Consider the following 16,563-nt stretch of genomic DNA (forward strand, 5'->3'; position numbering starts at 1 on the left):
AATGAAAGTATCTGTCAGCACTTCAAAGATCAATGGTGAAGTATTTGCACCACCGTCTAAAAGTTATACACACCGCGCAATCACAATTGCCGCCCTGTCTGAGGAATGCGTGATTCACCGGCCCCTTCTCTCAGCTGATACCCTTGCGACTATACGTGCATGCGAGGCATTCGGAGCAAGCATTGATAAAACAGAAGAAAAACTCCATATAACAGGAGTTAATAGTAAGCCATTTGTCCCCAATGATGTAATAGATGTCGCAAATTCAGGGACTACTTTGAGGTTCATGACAGCTGTTTCAGCACTTACCAACGGCGTAACTGTGCTTACAGGCGATGGTTCAATAAGGAACAGGCCAAACCAGCCGCTTCTTGATGTATTGAACAAGCTTGGTGTGGAAGCATATTCCACCCGTGGCAATGGATGTGCACCACTCGTTGTACGTGGAGGCCTGAAGGGTGCCATCACAATGATAGATGGCTCGATAAGTTCACAGTTCATTTCCGCACTGCTTATAGCATGTCCTTTGACAACCCAGAGTACAACCCTTTCTATAAAGGGAGAAATGAAGTCAAGACCTTATGTTGATGTCACCATAGAACTTCTTGAAAGTGCCGGTGCTGAGATACTTGTTGAGGAAGGAAACACTATAAAATTCATAATTCCTGCTAATCAGAAATATAATCTTAAAGAATATACAGTTCCTGGAGATTTTTCATCAGCTTCCTACCTGCTTGCAGGAGCAGCAGTAACAGGGTCAACTGTCACCGTGAAAAATCTATTCCCATCCAAACAAGGAGATGTAGACATAATCGATGTCCTTGAACGTATGGGTGCGGAAATCACCTGGGACAAAGAGAACGGAATAGTAAAGGTTGCAGGAAACGGTCTGAAAGGAACAACTTTCGATGCCGGAGCAACACCTGATCTTGTACCCACGATTGCCGTACTTGCAGCATGCGCTGAAGGCGTAACAGTGATAGAGAACGCAGAACACGTACGTTACAAGGAAACTGACAGGCTTCATGCAATGGCACTTGAGCTAACCAAGATGGGCATATCTGTAAAGGAAGAACCGGATCAGCTAATAATCACCGGTGGTGAACTGCATGGTGCTGAACTGCACGGATGGCATGACCACAGGATAGTTATGGCACTCACTATTGCAGGAATGGTGGCCGGAGACACTATAATAGATACTGCTGAATCAGTGGAAATATCTTTCCCCAACTTCTTTGAGGAAATGATGAAACTCGGAGCACAGATAACACTATCATAACATTAAAAAAAGAAAGGGAAGATAATTTCCCTTTTATTTTCCTGAATAGGAACCTTCAGCAGATCTGCTGCTTATGGCTTTTTTACGCATATAGTCAGGAATTACATCTTTTTCCACAACAAGTTTGGATGTGCCGATTCCAACTACAATTATCTTGCTCTCAACAGGCTCTTCACCTTCTCTTACCATGAGATCTTTTTTGGTGACTTCTATCTCCACCTCATCCTTGGAGTAACCTGCTGCCTTCATGTAATCCATTATGATCTTCTTACCGGTGTTCCGGGCAAAGTCAAAAGCTTCCATATATTCCTGAAAGATAGATCTGCCTTCAGGAGTGAAGACGAAGTAACTGATGACTTCTTTAGCATTCTTCAATTCCTCATCCGTGACGTTTACTCCTGTAATTGGAGCAAAGTCCCTCTTGATAAGTATCTCGACACGCTTGATACCTTTGCCCACAAGAGAACCAACTGCATTGCCTACACTGGCATGTTCCGGAACAACTATATTGGCATCAATGAGCTTTTCCATCTCTTCCTTATAGGCAATCACAGGCCCTCCCAGCAATACAACAGGCGTTTCCACCTTAAAGCGGGTGTAGTTATCCCCGGCAAGCATTTGATCAACAACAGACTGCGGAATTCCATCCACAAGATAAGAAACAAGATCTGATGCCATGTTCTTTGCTACCTTCTGCTTTACCATAACAGCAACTTCTTCCTTGCTTACCCTTAGCTGCTTGGCAAGCCTTTCAGCACCTATCAGGGATGCTTCAGTTTCCCATTTTCTGAAATCACCAATCACATGCAGGGCATCGGTAGGAGTAAAACCAATAGACTGTACAAGACGTTTCTGAATTAGACTGTCCAGGGCACGTACACTTGGCTGTTTTTTCAACTGCTGGAAAATATCAACATATGAAACAGGGATTCCCTGAATTACATCATATATTTCATCTTCAGTTCTTGTAAGTTCGAGTGGCCTCAGTCCGGTACGAACAAAGAACTTAGTTGGCTGCACATTCTCGCAGAGTAGTTTTCGGGAAGGTGACTTAGAACCTTTCAATCTCTCAAGAAAACCATTATACTCAACAGCAGCACGACAAAGAGGGATAACCCTTCTGGGACCAATATGGAACCTCTGCTCCTCAACCCATACGTGACTATCACCACCCGTAGCAGATGTTTCCATCCTGATGGCTTTTACCATTGTTTTCCAGCCGCCTACGATGGCACCCTGGTCACTGAGTTCAGGAACACCGTTTCTGATAAGTGCAACGTCTGTACTGGTGCCTCCTACATCCACCATGACACATGTATCATATTTTGTGAGGAAGGCTGCACCCACCAGACTTGCAGCAGGTCCGGAAAATATAGATTCGATTGGACGCTCCAATGCCTCTTCCATACCTACTACAGAACCATCACATTTGAGCATGAGAAGATTGGCATCAATACCTCTTGACTTGATATCCTGCATGATCGACTGAATGAATTTATGCGTAATAGGCAATAACTGAGCGTTAAGATATGCAGTAATGGCCCTGTCATAGGCACCCACTTCCTGGGAAAGCTCATGCCCACATACAACAGGCAGTCCAGTAAGTTCACGGATTATATGTTTGACACGGAGTTCATGTTCAGAGTTACGGTTACTGAAAAAAGAGGAAACTGAGAATGCTGCAACATGGTCCTTTACTTCAAGGGCAAATTGTTTGACTCCATCTTCGTCAAGAGGGGCAGCCTCTTCACCATTACTTGTATGGCCACCACTGAGTCTGACATAGTATGGAGCAGGAAAGCCTTCTTTCGGGATTACATAATCGCCAACCAGTATTACACCTACTGGAAAACCTGTATCTTCCAGTATAGTGTTGGTTGAAAGAGTTGTTGAAACAGAAACCAGTTTAATATCATTCACATAATCCGGATTCAGATTATCAATGACTTTTTTAATTCCACCTATAGGATCCGGATAGGTAGTAAGCACTTTAGTAGCATCCAGTATCACACCATCCGAATCACGGATAATAACCCCATCAGTGAAGGTTCCTCCGGCATCAATGCCAAGACTGTATTGCATTTTGATTCACTCCTTGAAAACAATGATCAAATTTAATATTGATTGTGCAAAAAAGAAAGGTTTTGCAATATTTAAGCATTACCACGCAAAGGAGAACAAAGCAGGATAAAAATGCTACAAAATTAAGAATAAGACAAATTCAAAACTTTGCAGACTAAACTTATAGAACTTGATGAACAGGAAGTTATCAAACTTCTGGAAGAAAAGATAATTACAGGCAGAGAAGGACTTTTCTGCCTGGGATCAAGTCAGAATTTGACACTAAAAGAAGAACATCTGACATACAGAAAAAAGGATTCGATTGAAAAAATAATCAATTCCCTAAGATCTGTTCCACTCATATTTTCTTAAGCATCAGGGCCATTATTCCTGGCTTTGATGGCTTCATAGGGTTCTGGAAAAAGTCCATTTCCATACTAGGTCCACCGAACATCTCATTATTGACCCTCTCGGTTATCTCGTCGAGTATCATCTTGTAGGAGATACAGTGGGGATCTACGTCCTTTATTTCTCCGCCAGTGGGGGTTATGGCATTGTAAGGACAGCCACCTCTGCAGTATTTTATATGTTTACAGTCCTTGCAGTTCTCATCCACATAATCCTTGTAATCGAACATGAGCTTCCATGCATCGGACTTTGAAAGTTCTTCAATTCCCGGCTTGTCGCAAACATTGCCCATTACGTATTCCGGCATGCCTACAAAACGATAGCATGGATATATGCCTCCGTCAGGTCCTATTGCTAAGACGTCCCCCATACAGTCCACGAAAGTACAGACAGCACCTCTGCCTCCAAATACACCTTTACAGAGGTGGTCGATGTTCATGACTTCAATTCGGTCCATGTTTTCCAGGTATTTGTCCAAGAGGTAAATTAGGAGCCTGCCGTATTCTTCCGGGTCAAGAGCCCATTTTCCTGGTTCTTCGCCGCGTAAAGAGGGCAGAGCAGGATGGAACTTGAGAGTCCAGCCATTTTCCAGGTAAAAATTGAAAATATCCTCTCTGAATTTTTCGGAATGGGAAGTGAAAGTAGTAATAAACCTCACGGAAAGTCCATGTTCTTTTGCTATCCTGTAGCCACGCATGGTATTTTCGAAATATCCCTCTCCTCTCTGGAAATCATTAAGCTCTTTGGGGCCGTCAAGGCTGGAACCTATTGGAATGTTATATTCCGCAAAAATTTCAGCTATTTCATCGGTCATCTTCCAGAGGTTGGTCTGTATGGCAAAAGCCACTTTCTTTGGCTTTGATCCCTCAACAAGGATTGGTAAAGCCTCCCTGTAGAAATCTGCACCTGCTAGGAGAGGTTCCCCACCATGGAAAGTAAAGGTAACTGAATCCTCCCTGAAGTTTTTGAGCCATTCAACTACTTCTTTTATGGTCTCGATACTCATTACAGGGGATTTTTCATCGGAACTCCAGCAGTAATTACATTTCCCCGGACAGCCCAGAGTAGGAATAAGCATCACGTGAAAAGGCATATTTACAGCACGTTTTTGTTCAGTTCTAGCCATAGGGCACAAATTATGCACAATAGGTAATAAAAGCTTGGTTAGTAACTATAAATACTCACCTTAAAATTGTGGTGATTCTAAAAAAGAGTAAGTAGTAGGCATAAAGCCTACACTTGTTTTAAAATTACTTTGCTGGAATGATGAGTGATCTCTCACCAGCAGGCTCGAACTCTCTGAGAGCTCCTCTTGCGAACTCCTTCCTTGGCTTGGAGAAGTCGAATGGGAGGAGGTCGTCTGCGAAACAGACCTTGACGAGTGGGTTGACTGCGTATGCATCTCCACGCCCTGCGTGAGCAGCGGATGCAATAGCTGTGTAACCACCCTGGTGACCTACGTTCATTGCGTAGTTAGGGTAGTTTGGTCCACGGAGTTCAAGAGCAAGACCTTCGTCGGACTGGTATGAGAGTACGTTTGTAGCACCACACTGGTCCTGCAGGTCGTATCCGAAGAAACCGAGACGGCCGTGTGCTTCCTTGTGGAGGTACATACAGAGGTACCAGCCGGACAGACCAGCGTTTCCGTTTCCTGTTGCCAGGGATACTGCGGAACCAGCTGCTGCTGAAAGGCTTGTTGCTCTCTGGGATCCACCGAAGTGGTCTTCGAGGGTTGTTGGGTACTTCTCGTAGTTCTCGAGACCGTAGATTGTGGACTCTGTTGCGATGTCCTTTACTACTTCGAGGTCTGCCTTTACCTTGTTGTCTGTACCTGTGTTTGCTGCACCATCGTACTTGTCGTTGATGTAGTCTACGTTGTAGTAGAGGTTGTCATCAAGGATGTTGTTACAGTATGCTGCTGTTGCGTACTGGGTGAAACCTACACCACCAGACATGTATGAACCGAGCCAGATCTGGTCGTAAAGCATACATGCTCCACCAACTACCTCAAGGGTTACGTTTGCTGGGTCTTCTGGTGTCTTACGGCTTGTCTGAATGATATCAGCCATGTGACCGAATGGAATTCCTCCAGGCTCGTTTGGTGCACGTGCACGTCTTGCAGGAAGCATTTCTCCCATCTGGATAACACCAGCGTGCTTTGCTGCGTATGAAAGATCAGCTACTGCTGCTTCACCAGCACACATGCTGTATGCTGAAATGAATGCCATACCGACCTGCATAGCCATCCACCTGCTTGTCTGACCACCATCTGTGGTTCTGCTGACAACTGTTGGGATGTGTGCTGCCTGCCAGGTAGTCTTGCCGATAGCTGCTTTGAGTGCCTCAGCCTGCTCTGCTGGGAACTGCTTGTTGATGTCAATAAGGAACTGGCTGTCGATCTCGTCTGCGAGTTCATCGTCACCAGTGAAGATCTTTACGAAACAGTCATCTACAAGAGCTGGGTGTGTTTCGACCATGTGTTCCTGGACAACTGCTCCACCAGGAAGTGCGTGGTTGAGTGTCTCAAGGTAGTGGTTGATTGTTTCTGGTGTGACTTCGATACCGAGCCTCTTCTCGAGGGTCTCGTGTGCCATGTCCATACCGACAATTACTGTCCTTCTGATGTCATCCCACATCTGCTGCATTGCAGCGTTGTTGACGTAGTGAAGGTCATCGATCTCGACCATGTCATCTGTTCCGGAAAGGAAAGATGGTGTGAGTGCTCTCTGACCGAGTGGTATACCACCACAGTGCATCATTGGGTTGTAACCGACAAGGCCTCTCTTCTTTGCGAGTTCCTGACCTGCCTTTTTCATTTCTAATTTACGTGGGTTCTGATCGACACCAAGTCTGTGGTATTCCACAGTCATATCGGTGATCTTTCCACCTTCCATTTTGTTAGTACCGTGTTCTTTTGTGTACTTAAGTTCCATGTGTTTTGCAAACATTCTCTTTCTATCGTCTGCCATTATAATCACCTCAGTTCTCCGGCTTGAATCCGTATATGGTTCTCTGGTCGAATACCCTGTGTACCCATTCGATGACTTCTGCGTCATCTCTGAATGCTACATTGTCGACACGGTAGATGGTGGTCCTCTTTGCTGCCTCTTCTGGAGACATTGGCTTACCGAGGTTTACCTTCTTGTCGATTGGTCTTCCTACCTGGTCCTTGTGCATAATGATTACATCGCCTTCTTTTCTGCACCTGTCGAGCATGTCGAACATTACACCGTCTTCAGGAAGCCTGAGTGAGTGACCGTGTACTGTTGCACCTCTAAGACTTGCGAGTGCTGGGCAGGTCATTTCAGTTTCCATCTGGAACTTTGCGAGCTCTTCCATGTCTCTTTCACGAGCTTCAACGACCTGACGACCGGAAAGTGTACCTGGGTCGACACCCCTGAAGTTGATTGCTGCTGCGTAGGATCTGAAGTATGGTACTGATGGCGCATTGTACATTGAGTCAACAAACTGTACGTACCTTACCCTGTCACCAGCTTTTGCGCCTGGTGTTGGTTCTACCATTTCTCTGACTGAACACTCTGGCTCGCCCATTTCTGCGAGTGGTGGGTGGGTGCTTGGGTAGTCGCTACCTGGTGCACGGTGTCCAAGAATAAGTGTCAGGTCATCGTCGGAGATATCTCTTATCTTCTCGACTTTACCAGACATGTGTTTTCTTCTGTTTTCAGCAACGGATGTTGCTCCTGGATAATATTGTAGTTCATATGCCATAATTAATCACTCCTAATTCTCTAATGATCTCATTGTGGTTTTCACGGCTTTCACGAGTTCGTTCAGTTTTTCCCTCGAACATGATTCGCCTCGTGTCACTCCTGTCACAATTTCCATTACCCTTCCTTTTGCTAAAATATCACTATCTTTGGGTTTAACAAGCCTTGTTTTTACTCCTGCCTTTGCAAAATCCTCGAAATCAACGAGGGTCTGACAAACAACTACTGCAGGAAGATCAGCTTCTTCAAGTATTGTCTTTACTTTTCTTACCACATGGTCCCTGATATTTCCCGTATGGATCACAGCAACCTTGTGCCTGTTTATCTGTGCGATCTCTTCAGGACTTATTCCAAAAGAGCCGGAACCCATATTGGTGTCCGGTACACCTGATCCGGTGTTTAGCACCAGAACACTTACCTGTATTTCCTCACGGCGCATGCCATATGTGAGTTCACAGACAGGTTTTGTGATATGCCTTCTACCGGGGCTCATTGCAACTGCGATGACATCAGGTCTGCCAGTCTCGGAAAGAGTACCGCGCTGTGCAAGCCCTCCTCCTCTGCCAAGACCCATTCCGTGTCTGCAATCAACAACCTGCGTTTCCCGGTCAAACATAATCTCACTCTTCCCTGTTCCCAGGTTTAAGGATACATACAGGATTATCCTTCAATTTTCCTTTAGGATCGGTCATTCCTATCATCATAGGATCAGCACCAGCTCCCCGTTTTGCATAATCGGTGACGGTCTGTCTGGTGGGGATGAAATGACCTTCTCTGAATTCAAAAGGTATTGAAAGGATACTTTCGCAAACTTCCCTGACCTGCTCCTTAACGTTTACATCTGCAACTTCCATACGAATGCTACCGACGTATACGGCAAGTTCTATTGTCTGACCTGCAACCTCTATGATCTTGTTCCCTGAATGCTGCACAGGTAGACCCTTTGCAGGTCCGTAAGGAACGGTCTGAGGAAGCCTTGGACCATGAACGAACAGTCTTATTATACCTTCAAGATCTGCGATCTCATTAAGTAAAGACTGAGCAGTTTCAGGTTTCAGCAGTCTTGAGGGGAATATTTCAAGCTGCACATTGTTTACGTCTGAACAAGCTTCGGACATTTTTGTTACCTTTATGATTATCTGTGATATTTAAGGAGGGGAGTTGTGTCTTAGAGAGCTCCTGCAACTGCCTTGATTGGCTCCTTGAACTCTGGAATTGATCCAAACACGTTACCGACAAGTGTGGATGTCTTCTCGATGGTGGTCATCTGTGTGCCTGCGTCAAGTGAGACTGCTGCACATACACAAGGAATTGCGAAACCTCTGGAGTGCCTGGTTACAACGTGGTTACCGTTGAAGATACCTGGTCCACCGCCACCATAGATGGAGTGACTGAAGAATGAGAATCCTACTGCAGTACCCTGTGCCCTACCCATGTCACAGCCTGGAAGACCTGTTTCCTTCTCAAGTATGTCATTGTAGTAGAGGATGGTTGATGATACGTTCTGAGCTGCCCTACCTGCTGCACAGTTTACCATGGTTGCTGCAAGCTGACCTGCTGCTGCACATGCATTCCACATGGAAACATCGTTTGCCTTGTAGAAGTTGTATCCGGATGGAGCTGTCTTGTCGACTGAGATGATACCTGCTTCAAGAGCTCTGTCAACTGTGGACTGAATTACAGTACCGATTGTACCGTTCTTACCGTTCTCCTTTACGATGTCGTAAACGTAGTTGCCTGCGTTGAGACCCTGGTATGCAAGACCGAGTAACTGGTGTCTCTCGAATGGTCCTACAGCGTTACCCATCTCGTACATACCTACCTGTTCGAAGATGGATGAAAGTGCTGCTGCATTAATTGCCTTCTTACCGGTAATTGCTGCTACGTGGTTTGTTGTGATGTTCCTCAGGGAGTAACCAAGACCTTCGTTGTTCTGTGGAATGCTGAGAATGGATGCGATGTTTGCGCCTTTCATGTCCATTGTCTGTGGGTAGCTTCCCCATACAGCGGACTTTACGATTGGTGCATCGAACATGTCAGTGTTGAACATGTCAATGATTGTCTGGACCACTGCTGCACCTGTTACGGTACTTGCAGATACGAAGTCAGCACCGATCAATGTCCTTACGCTTGGGATCTGGACGAGGAGCTGCTTTCCGCCACCAAGTTCCTTTACGTTGGTGTCGTCGTCTTCTCTTACCTTAATGAGCTTCTCAACTGCATCAAGGATAGCACCGGAGTTGCCTACAATGTCGTAGTTAAGTTCTCTGCCAAGGATCTGCTTTTTAGCTCCACCCATAGCACCGGTTTTGAGTGCTTTTTCGATACCTGCGAGGTTTACAGCAACTGTCCTCTTGGTGTCTTTGATGATGTTTTGAATCGCTGCATTCCTTGTTGGCGCAATATCCATAAGATCAACGCCACTTTCCAACAGTTTACCTCTGTCGTCGTAAATGTCTATTTTATCAGACACGTATATTTTCCTCCTATGTTTCTATTCAGAAATCACCCATTCATGGAAACGTACAGATTAGCGAATGAAAGTCAATTACTCTGTACCACACAGTAATTTCTGTACGAAAAGATTCCACTGGGATTCTCGGAATTATTAAGCAACAATGACGTTTAAACCTTTTGCATCGTTTTTGACAATATCGTTATCATTAACCACATGATTGATTCCCTTTTAAAATAATTGAGTATGTCATCTGTTAATAGATCAATAATAAAGAAAAATAATCCATTCCACAAATAAGATTTATATGTAAGGAAATTTAGAGAATACATGATATAGACTTTTAGACTTTACACAAAAATACTGTTTATATGAAAGACTCGTCATCCGCAAACCTTTAAGTACCTATATAATATGTAACCCATTCTATGGAGATCATTGCTGACGTGGGAGGCAATCCGGGAATAGATTGCAAAGGCTTCTGCACCTATTGTTATTTTAAAAAAGTAAAAGAGAATCCCCCTTTTGGATGTAAATACTGTTTTCCCTTCAAAAAAGGCTGTGACTACTGCACCAGAGGCGTAAGGGAAGCCTATTCTGGTTTCAAACCCGGACAAAATGTATTCCAGGAGCTTTACCAGAAACTCGGGATGGGGGCCGCGAACATAGATAAAATAACCATCAGTGGTGGCGGGGATGTTAGCTGTTATCCCGACCTTATGGAACTCGTTGCCAACCTGGCGCAGTTCGGATTACCAATTCACCTTGGATACACCAGTGGGAAAGGATTCAGTAATGGGGATGAAGCTGAATTCTTCATAGAATATGGAGTAACTGAAGTTTCATTCACCGTATTTGCAACTGACCCGGAACTGCGAAGGAAATATATGCGAGACCCAGAACCGGAAGCTGCACTCAAAGTGTTACGCCAGTTCTGCCAGCATTGTGATGTGTATGCTGCAATAGTCCTTATCCCCGGAGTCAATGACGGGGATGTTCTTGAAAAAACATTATATGACCTTGAGGAAATGGGAGCAAAAGGAGCCATACTCATGCGCTTTGCCAACAAGACCGAAGAAGGACTTATACTTAACAATGCCCCGGTCATGGAAGATATTCAGACGCACAGCATAGATGAGTTTGTACAAATTGTCCGTGATGCTTCTTCAAAGCACAACCTGCGCATCACCGGAACACCACTTGAAGATACACTTATTGGCTCCCCATATGCCATAAGGAATGAAAAGGAAGCACTTGGCAAGCTTCCGGAAATCAGAAAAGATGCTACAATCCTTTCCAGCAGAGCTTCGCAGGAAAGGCTTCAGGAAATTTTCACAAAACTTGGAAGTTCAGTCAATGTCGTTGCGGTTGACAAGGACATTGGATGTCTTATCACTATCGAAGACCTGAAAAAACTCAATCTCAAAGATGTAAAAGAAACAATCGTAATACCCGGAAGGGCATTTGTACATGACCCTGAAGCAGTAGCAGCACTTTCCAGAGATGGCATTTCACGTTTTGTCCGTAGGGGACCGGAAATGCTTACATATGACGGAGAGATGTCAATAGGCCTTTCAAAAGAAGATGTTCTTGAATTTGAGATAGAACAAATCACCGAGCTTATTCACGCAATAAATGCCATTGGGATACCTTTGAAAGAATAAACTGGAAGACTAAACCACAAAAATAACTAAATAACAGCAGATTCGGGCTACATGAACTCCATAAGCCCGGTCTGCTTTGAGCGATCATTCTCAAAAAGAGATTTCATATCCAGTCCAATAATTTCTATTCTTTGTTTTGTATAACTTGAGACATTGTAATCGTGAGCTACTTTCTTTGAGACCTCAAGATACTTTTTCACGGACCCTTCATGAACAGTTAGTATTACGCTTCCACCGCATTTGGGACATACACCTGTAAGCGGTGGTCTGCGAAACTTTGCGGCACACTTGAGACACCTTGTGCTCTGGCGGGAAAATGCCCTGAGATTGCCGAACATGTCAGGCAGGAAGTGAGATATGAGCACCCTTTCAGCCACATTTGAAGCATCAACTGCACGTATCTTATCTGCCAGCGCAAGCTGTGCATCCATCTTCTCCACCATGCTTCCAAGGGTCTTGTAGGCACTATGAAGAGGACCTGAAGCGATATTATTAGTAGAATGGGTGAACATAAAATGATCATATTGTTCAGGAGTCCCAAGTCTGCGACTTATGAGGTCTATTTTGCCCTCTAATTCCTTGGGGTTTGTGTAGTTCAGGGTCGCTTCATAGAATGCAAGAGGATAATGATCACATACATCAATGTTATGCGCCTCCTTGTCAACCTCGCTTGGATCTATACGAGTGGTAAGTACAAGAGGTGCATCCATTTTACCACCTCGCTTTTCAGGCAGGTAATCCCTTGAGAAATTGATCAGCCCATCCATCAGCAGCATGACACAATCTTCATCACCATCACAGTTTCTCCTTTTTGCTGCATGGAAGAACGGATGCGCATAACCCACAGATGCCTTGGTGAAACCTACAAGTCTTCCAAGGACACCTGCTGAAGTATGCGGTGCGAGTCCCATAAGCATTACACCTACAAGATCATCAATGGTCCTGGCATTATAGTAAGATTCCTCATGATAATACTTCACAAGCAAATCATCAATGTACTTGCTAATTCTCAGGAGATATTCACCACAATCATACGAAACAACAAGATCCTGCACTTTAAGGCAAACTACCTGATCCTCTGTTTCAATGGGCTTGCCATATATATCCTCTGTGTACCCCAGTTTCTTCAGTTTCTCAACAGTTATGCTAAGTTCATCGGCACGGATATGCGTAAGCGGAATGTCGGACATGTCATACCTGACCGTCCCGTCCTTGAAAGTAAAAAGATCATGTTTTGCCCGCAAGATACCTTTTTCAAGAGGTTCCGGAGTCATTGTCCCGGACATCATGCGCTTGACACCTTTTACCTCGATATTTGTATCCCTCTCACCAAGGTTTTCAAAAGCGGCCTGGTAGACCTCCTTGAAATCAATATTCTGCATTTTTACGCATGTTGTTTTCGAACCGCATTTTGGACACAGATCTTTCTGTACGGATATACCACACCTCGGACATGACAATTTAGGTACTGTGAATTCACCACAATCGCAACGATACCAGAATGTATCCTTTCCACATGCAGGACACACACGATTACCGATTTCCACCCGAATCTGTCCGACCTTCCCGTTCATAGAAGACATGTAGCCTGCAGCAGCTTCCATTTTACGAGTATTTCCGGCAGAATCCCCTATGGGGAATAGGACATGTGGAGCCGGAGACATCTTCCTCTTGTCAGATTTTTCCGGACGCCCCATCCTTGCACCAATCCTCACTGGTGCACGTGGGCGCACTACCAATCCACTCACTTCGTTGACAGCTCCAACGGTGTCTGTGGATTCAACAGAATTCCATTTCTTAGTCAGATCCTTTTTCAGGCCCATACATCTGATAAAAGGCAGAGGATTATCGACGATAATCTTTCCGTCTGCAACTCTATGCAGGACAAGCAGATGCTCAAGAACTATCTTTATTCCATTTTCAATGCTTAAGTCAAATGGAAGTTCAAGGCTCGCAGCATCATTTGAAAGGATGCCATTTTCTGACACGAATGTCACAAGTCCGGTAAATTCGTCAACTGTGATATCATGCCATAGATACGTATATGCAGGGTGCAGAGGAACACTGTATTTGTCGCACAGCTCCATTGCAAGATCCTGAGAAGGTAATTCCAGCTCACTTTGAGAATATGATGCAGTTGTGACATGCTTCTCAAACTCCTGTATCCACCATTCAAAACAATATGATGACGGTACAAGAGGATGATTATTCTCAAGGAAATCACCATAATTTATCAATATTTCACCGATGTCCAGTATGCACTCTACTTCAGGATGAATCTGTATTGCATGTTCCTCATCGTCCACCCTTATGACATCACCGGACCTGAGTCGGACAGTAGGACCTTCTATGCTATCTACCGGCGCCATTCCGGCAGCTTTGCCAGGTCGCTCCACCTTAAGCTGGGTACCTGAAACGATAAAACTATCCATTATGTACATACTGGCAGGGCTTATACCAGCGGCTGCAAAGGATGTGTTTCTTGACCTGCCATACCTTAACCTGAAACCACCCGGTCGCATCGGATGAGAGAACACAGGCCTGCCTGCTATCAGATCACGCAGATATTTGTCTTTTGGTTTTACACCGACAAAACCACCATCATCGTCATCATCGCCACCCTTTGCCCCGGCTATGAGTGTGTTGAGCCAGTCCCACCCATCCATCTCGAGCTTGTTGACGTGTTTGAGAACCTTCGGAGCTTTCAGAGCCAGACCTTCTGCAAGTACAAGACACATACCACCACGTACCCTGTTTGTACCTATCCTGTCAAGGTTCCTATACCCTTCAACCTCTTCAGCTTCCGTGGGTTCCCCATCAATACATATGGGGCAGTTCTCCACGATAAGCCTTATTTCATCTTCCGAAGGAGTGTACTGTAAGGTTGCCACACGCCTGTAAAGCAGAATCTCCTCAACATACCTTTCAACCTCTTCCTTACGTGGCTTGTACCTGTCAATCCCAACCGCACGACGCACATAGTCACCCACAAGTACTGAAAGAGCCTGAGCAGTACCTCCGGCACTACGTATGGGACCAGAGTAAAATATCCTGATGAACTCGCTTCCATCATCATTTTTACCAAGAGTTACCTTATCTATTCCCTCTATTGGTGCAGCAACCACACCCTCTGTGAGCATTGCAACGGATACACGTATAGCAGCCTCTATTGAAGCTTCCTTGGATTCAAATTCCCCAACAACACCCTCGGCAACAGCTTTACCTATTGCAAGCGCACCCTCCTCACGAGACATAGTCTCTTCGTACTTGCGTATCTCCTCTGCAACACCTTTTACGCCAATGAGGTTTTCCACCCTGTCTGCAAGGTCTTTTGCAAGAGGTATCTCAATATGTGGTTTTGGATCCCTGCCTTTTGAGCGTGCGCTATTTGCAATATCGATCTCATTATGAAGCTTTGATTCAAGCTCCTCAAAATAATCCCTCATGGAATCGCTAACTACTATTTCACCCATTCAGAACAGCCCTTTATGATACGCACTTATGTATTTTTCACTAAAATTATTTTCCTGCAGAAGGTGTGGTGGGTCATTATTTAATATATTAAAATACAAATATCTATTATTTAAGCTTAGATTACAAACCTACGGAAGGATGTGGATGAAAAAACAAATTATTGTTCTAATATTAATTCTTACTGCGCTTATACCTGTTGCAAGTGCAGACGTTGTCAGCGACCTTGACATTAAGGTAAATGAATACAATGAGAATGCAGATAAGTTACCTTCTTTTCTTAAAAGCCTTCTGGGCAATGAAGTCATCAAACTCGTCATACTGACAAATGATGAGGAAGAAATATACATAAAAGCAATTACTGAAGATGCATACATAACCGTTTTTGAAGAAATCGACGAAAACGATGAAATTGGGGAAACCATAATCATAGGAACAAGCGAAAACACAGTTCAAAGTATACTCAATTCCGAAGACCCACTGACAACATTCCTTGATGCAAAAGATAACGGTGAACTAATAATCGAACCTGTGGGTTTTGTGAACAATCTTACCTTCGCCGTGGCAAACGTATTATTGAAACTGTCACAGCTGCTTGGACTAATATAAGGTAAAAACAAAAAACAAAAATTATTAGGTCAGCGAATCTCCAGTTCGCTGGCCATTTCTTTATATGATCGTCCTTTGTCAGTCGTTACGAAAATGTTTCCTTTTTGCTCGATTAACTTTTTTTCTTCCAGCCTTGAAAGATATTTATTTGCAATTGTAGAATTCAGATTCGCTCCATAAACTATTTGAGTCTTTTTCGCTCCACTAGCAGCTATCTTTAAGATAGCGATCGTTATATCTAACCTACTCCGCCTGATAGTAATGCCCCCCAGCATTCTATTAAATAGTACCACTAACTGATGACACTTTATTAATGCAATAAGTATCACCCTACTTTATTAACTGCCACCTATTTAACACCATCGATTTACAGTGTTATTCAGTAAAGGCATCAGATTAAAAAACACATTCTCTTTTCAATACATAAAGAAGAGCATGGCTAATAAAACATATCGTAATACGCATGCATACTCAGAAGAAAATAAGATTAGTAGTTAACATAAAACAAACAAAAGTAAGAATAACAAATAGATTAGCTGTAGTAAAAACCAGTTAGAAAAAGTTATTGTTTATGAGTGAGTTGGCAGCGATCCAGAGTTCCCGAAGACTCTCGTACTTCAGTACAGTAAGGAACGCTGGCGGGCTTATCTTCTGTGTTCGGGATGGGTACAGGAATCTCCCCGCCGCTATGGCCGCCAAACTCTCTCATAATGAATGGTAAATGGTAAAGCCAAGGTCCGGATTCGAACCGGAATGGAATCGCTCTGCAGGCGATTGCGTAGCCGCTCCGCCACCTTGGCAACGAGCGATTCACAAATGAATCAATTACACTTATACTTTACCTTGAGTTCGTGTATATTAAACATGCACATATCAGATTTCGCCTGG

Annotated in this window: 13 protein-coding genes, 1 tRNA gene and 1 rRNA gene; 4 read left to right on the forward strand and 11 right to left on the reverse strand. The window is 44.2% G+C overall.

Annotated features, from left to right (window positions below):
• Position 1: 1 nt before the first annotated feature.
• Positions 2-1,279 (forward strand): 3-phosphoshikimate 1-carboxyvinyltransferase, encoded by a 1,278-nt coding sequence (gene aroA, locus RE476_RS05630; RefSeq protein WP_309309423.1) that lies wholly within the window; start codon positions 2-4, stop codon positions 1,277-1,279.
• 33 nt (positions 1,280-1,312) lie between these two features.
• Here the strand turns inward: aroA and RE476_RS05635 are convergent, their stop codons facing one another.
• A complete protein-coding gene (locus RE476_RS05635; RefSeq protein WP_309309424.1) occupies positions 1,313-3,361 on the reverse strand; it encodes a hydantoinase/oxoprolinase family protein in 2,049 nt (682 codons plus the stop codon).
• 147 nt (positions 3,362-3,508) lie between these two features.
• Between RE476_RS05635 and RE476_RS05640 the strand changes: the two genes are divergently transcribed.
• Positions 3,509-3,712 carry a hypothetical protein gene (locus RE476_RS05640; protein ID WP_309309425.1) on the forward strand — a complete coding sequence of 68 codons (204 nt, stop codon included), beginning with the start codon at positions 3,509-3,511 and terminating at the stop codon, positions 3,710-3,712.
• On the opposite strand, the gene RE476_RS05645 is transcribed toward RE476_RS05640, so the two are convergent.
• The 6 genes from RE476_RS05645 to mcrB form a co-directional block, all read right to left on the reverse strand.
• Complete coding sequence (locus RE476_RS05645; protein ID WP_309309426.1) at positions 3,699-4,874, reverse strand: TIGR04083 family peptide-modifying radical SAM enzyme; 1,176 nt, start codon at positions 4,872-4,874, stop codon at positions 3,699-3,701. The two genes, RE476_RS05640 and RE476_RS05645, sit on opposite strands and share 14 nt — an antisense overlap.
• A gap of 124 nt (positions 4,875-4,998) precedes the next feature.
• Positions 4,999-6,717, reverse strand: a complete 1,719-nt coding sequence (gene mcrA, locus RE476_RS05650; protein ID WP_309309427.1) for a coenzyme-B sulfoethylthiotransferase subunit alpha — start codon at positions 6,715-6,717, stop codon at positions 4,999-5,001.
• A gap of 10 nt (positions 6,718-6,727) precedes the next feature.
• Positions 6,728-7,477: a coenzyme-B sulfoethylthiotransferase subunit gamma gene (gene mcrG / locus RE476_RS05655; RefSeq protein ID WP_309309428.1), complete on the reverse strand. Its 750-nt coding sequence runs from the start codon at positions 7,475-7,477 to the stop codon at positions 6,728-6,730.
• Between the two features lie 12 nt (positions 7,478-7,489).
• Positions 7,490-8,095 carry a methyl-coenzyme M reductase I operon protein C gene (mcrC, locus tag RE476_RS05660; protein ID WP_309309560.1) on the reverse strand — a complete coding sequence of 202 codons (606 nt, stop codon included), beginning with the start codon at positions 8,093-8,095 and terminating at the stop codon, positions 7,490-7,492.
• 1 nt (position 8,096) lies between these two features.
• On the reverse strand, positions 8,097-8,594 hold the full coding sequence (gene mcrD, locus RE476_RS05665; RefSeq protein WP_309309429.1) for a methyl-coenzyme M reductase operon protein D: 498 nt from the start codon (positions 8,592-8,594) through the stop codon (positions 8,097-8,099).
• 50 nt (positions 8,595-8,644) lie between these two features.
• Positions 8,645-9,949, reverse strand: coding sequence for a coenzyme-B sulfoethylthiotransferase subunit beta (gene mcrB / locus RE476_RS05670; RefSeq protein ID WP_309309430.1), 1,305 nt, complete (start codon positions 9,947-9,949; stop codon positions 8,645-8,647).
• A 410-nt stretch (positions 9,950-10,359) separates the two neighbouring features.
• Here mcrB and mmp10 point away from each other — a divergent pair, with 410 nt between their 5' ends.
• Complete coding sequence (gene mmp10, locus RE476_RS05675; RefSeq protein ID WP_309309431.1) at positions 10,360-11,595, forward strand: methyl coenzyme M reductase-arginine methyltransferase Mmp10; 1,236 nt, start codon at positions 10,360-10,362, stop codon at positions 11,593-11,595.
• Between the two features lie 47 nt (positions 11,596-11,642).
• On the opposite strand, the gene RE476_RS05680 is transcribed toward mmp10, so the two are convergent.
• Positions 11,643-15,068 (reverse strand): DNA polymerase II large subunit, encoded by a 3,426-nt coding sequence (locus RE476_RS05680; RefSeq protein ID WP_309309432.1) that lies wholly within the window; start codon positions 15,066-15,068, stop codon positions 11,643-11,645.
• 145 nt (positions 15,069-15,213) lie between these two features.
• On the opposite strand from RE476_RS05680, the gene RE476_RS05685 reads away from it, so the two are divergent.
• On the forward strand, positions 15,214-15,675 hold the full coding sequence (locus tag RE476_RS05685; RefSeq protein ID WP_309309433.1) for a hypothetical protein: 462 nt from the start codon (positions 15,214-15,216) through the stop codon (positions 15,673-15,675).
• Positions 15,676-15,704: 29 nt separating this feature from the next.
• On the opposite strand, the gene RE476_RS05690 is transcribed toward RE476_RS05685, so the two are convergent.
• The 3 genes from RE476_RS05690 to RE476_RS05700 form a co-directional block, all read right to left on the reverse strand.
• Positions 15,705-15,950 (reverse strand): winged helix-turn-helix domain-containing protein, encoded by a 246-nt coding sequence (locus tag RE476_RS05690; protein WP_309309561.1) that lies wholly within the window; start codon positions 15,948-15,950, stop codon positions 15,705-15,707.
• A gap of 303 nt (positions 15,951-16,253) precedes the next feature.
• Positions 16,254-16,375, reverse strand: a 5S ribosomal RNA gene (gene rrf / locus RE476_RS05695).
• Between the two features lie 28 nt (positions 16,376-16,403).
• Positions 16,404-16,475: transfer RNA gene (locus RE476_RS05700), tRNA-Cys, on the reverse strand.
• Positions 16,476-16,563: the final 88 nt, after the last annotated feature.

It is taken from the genome of Methanolobus mangrovi (genome assembly GCF_031312535.1).
GTDB lineage: Archaea > Halobacteriota > Methanosarcinia > Methanosarcinales > Methanosarcinaceae > Methanolobus > Methanolobus mangrovi.

Coding starts and splice junctions, on each gene's coding strand:
- aroA (WP_309309423.1), top strand. CDS start 2: ATGAAAGTATCTGTCAGCACTTCAAAGATCAATGGTGAAGTATTTGCA.
- RE476_RS05635 (WP_309309424.1), bottom strand. CDS start 3,361: ATGCAATACAGTCTTGGCATTGATGCCGGAGGAACCTTCACTGATGGG.
- RE476_RS05645 (WP_309309426.1), bottom strand. CDS start 4,874: ATGGCTAGAACTGAACAAAAACGTGCTGTAAATATGCCTTTTCACGTG.
- mcrA (WP_309309427.1), bottom strand. CDS start 6,717: ATGGCAGACGATAGAAAGAGAATGTTTGCAAAACACATGGAACTTAAG.
- mcrG (WP_309309428.1), bottom strand. CDS start 7,477: ATGGCATATGAACTACAATATTATCCAGGAGCAACATCCGTTGCTGAA.
- mcrD (WP_309309429.1), bottom strand. CDS start 8,594: ATGTCCGAAGCTTGTTCAGACGTAAACAATGTGCAGCTTGAAATATTC.
- mmp10 (WP_309309431.1), top strand. CDS start 10,360: ATGGAGATCATTGCTGACGTGGGAGGCAATCCGGGAATAGATTGCAAA.
- RE476_RS05680 (WP_309309432.1), bottom strand. CDS start 15,068: ATGGGTGAAATAGTAGTTAGCGATTCCATGAGGGATTATTTTGAGGAG.
- RE476_RS05685 (WP_309309433.1), top strand. CDS start 15,214: ATGAAAAAACAAATTATTGTTCTAATATTAATTCTTACTGCGCTTATA.
- RE476_RS05690 (WP_309309561.1), bottom strand. CDS start 15,950: ATGCTGGGGGGCATTACTATCAGGCGGAGTAGGTTAGATATAACGATC.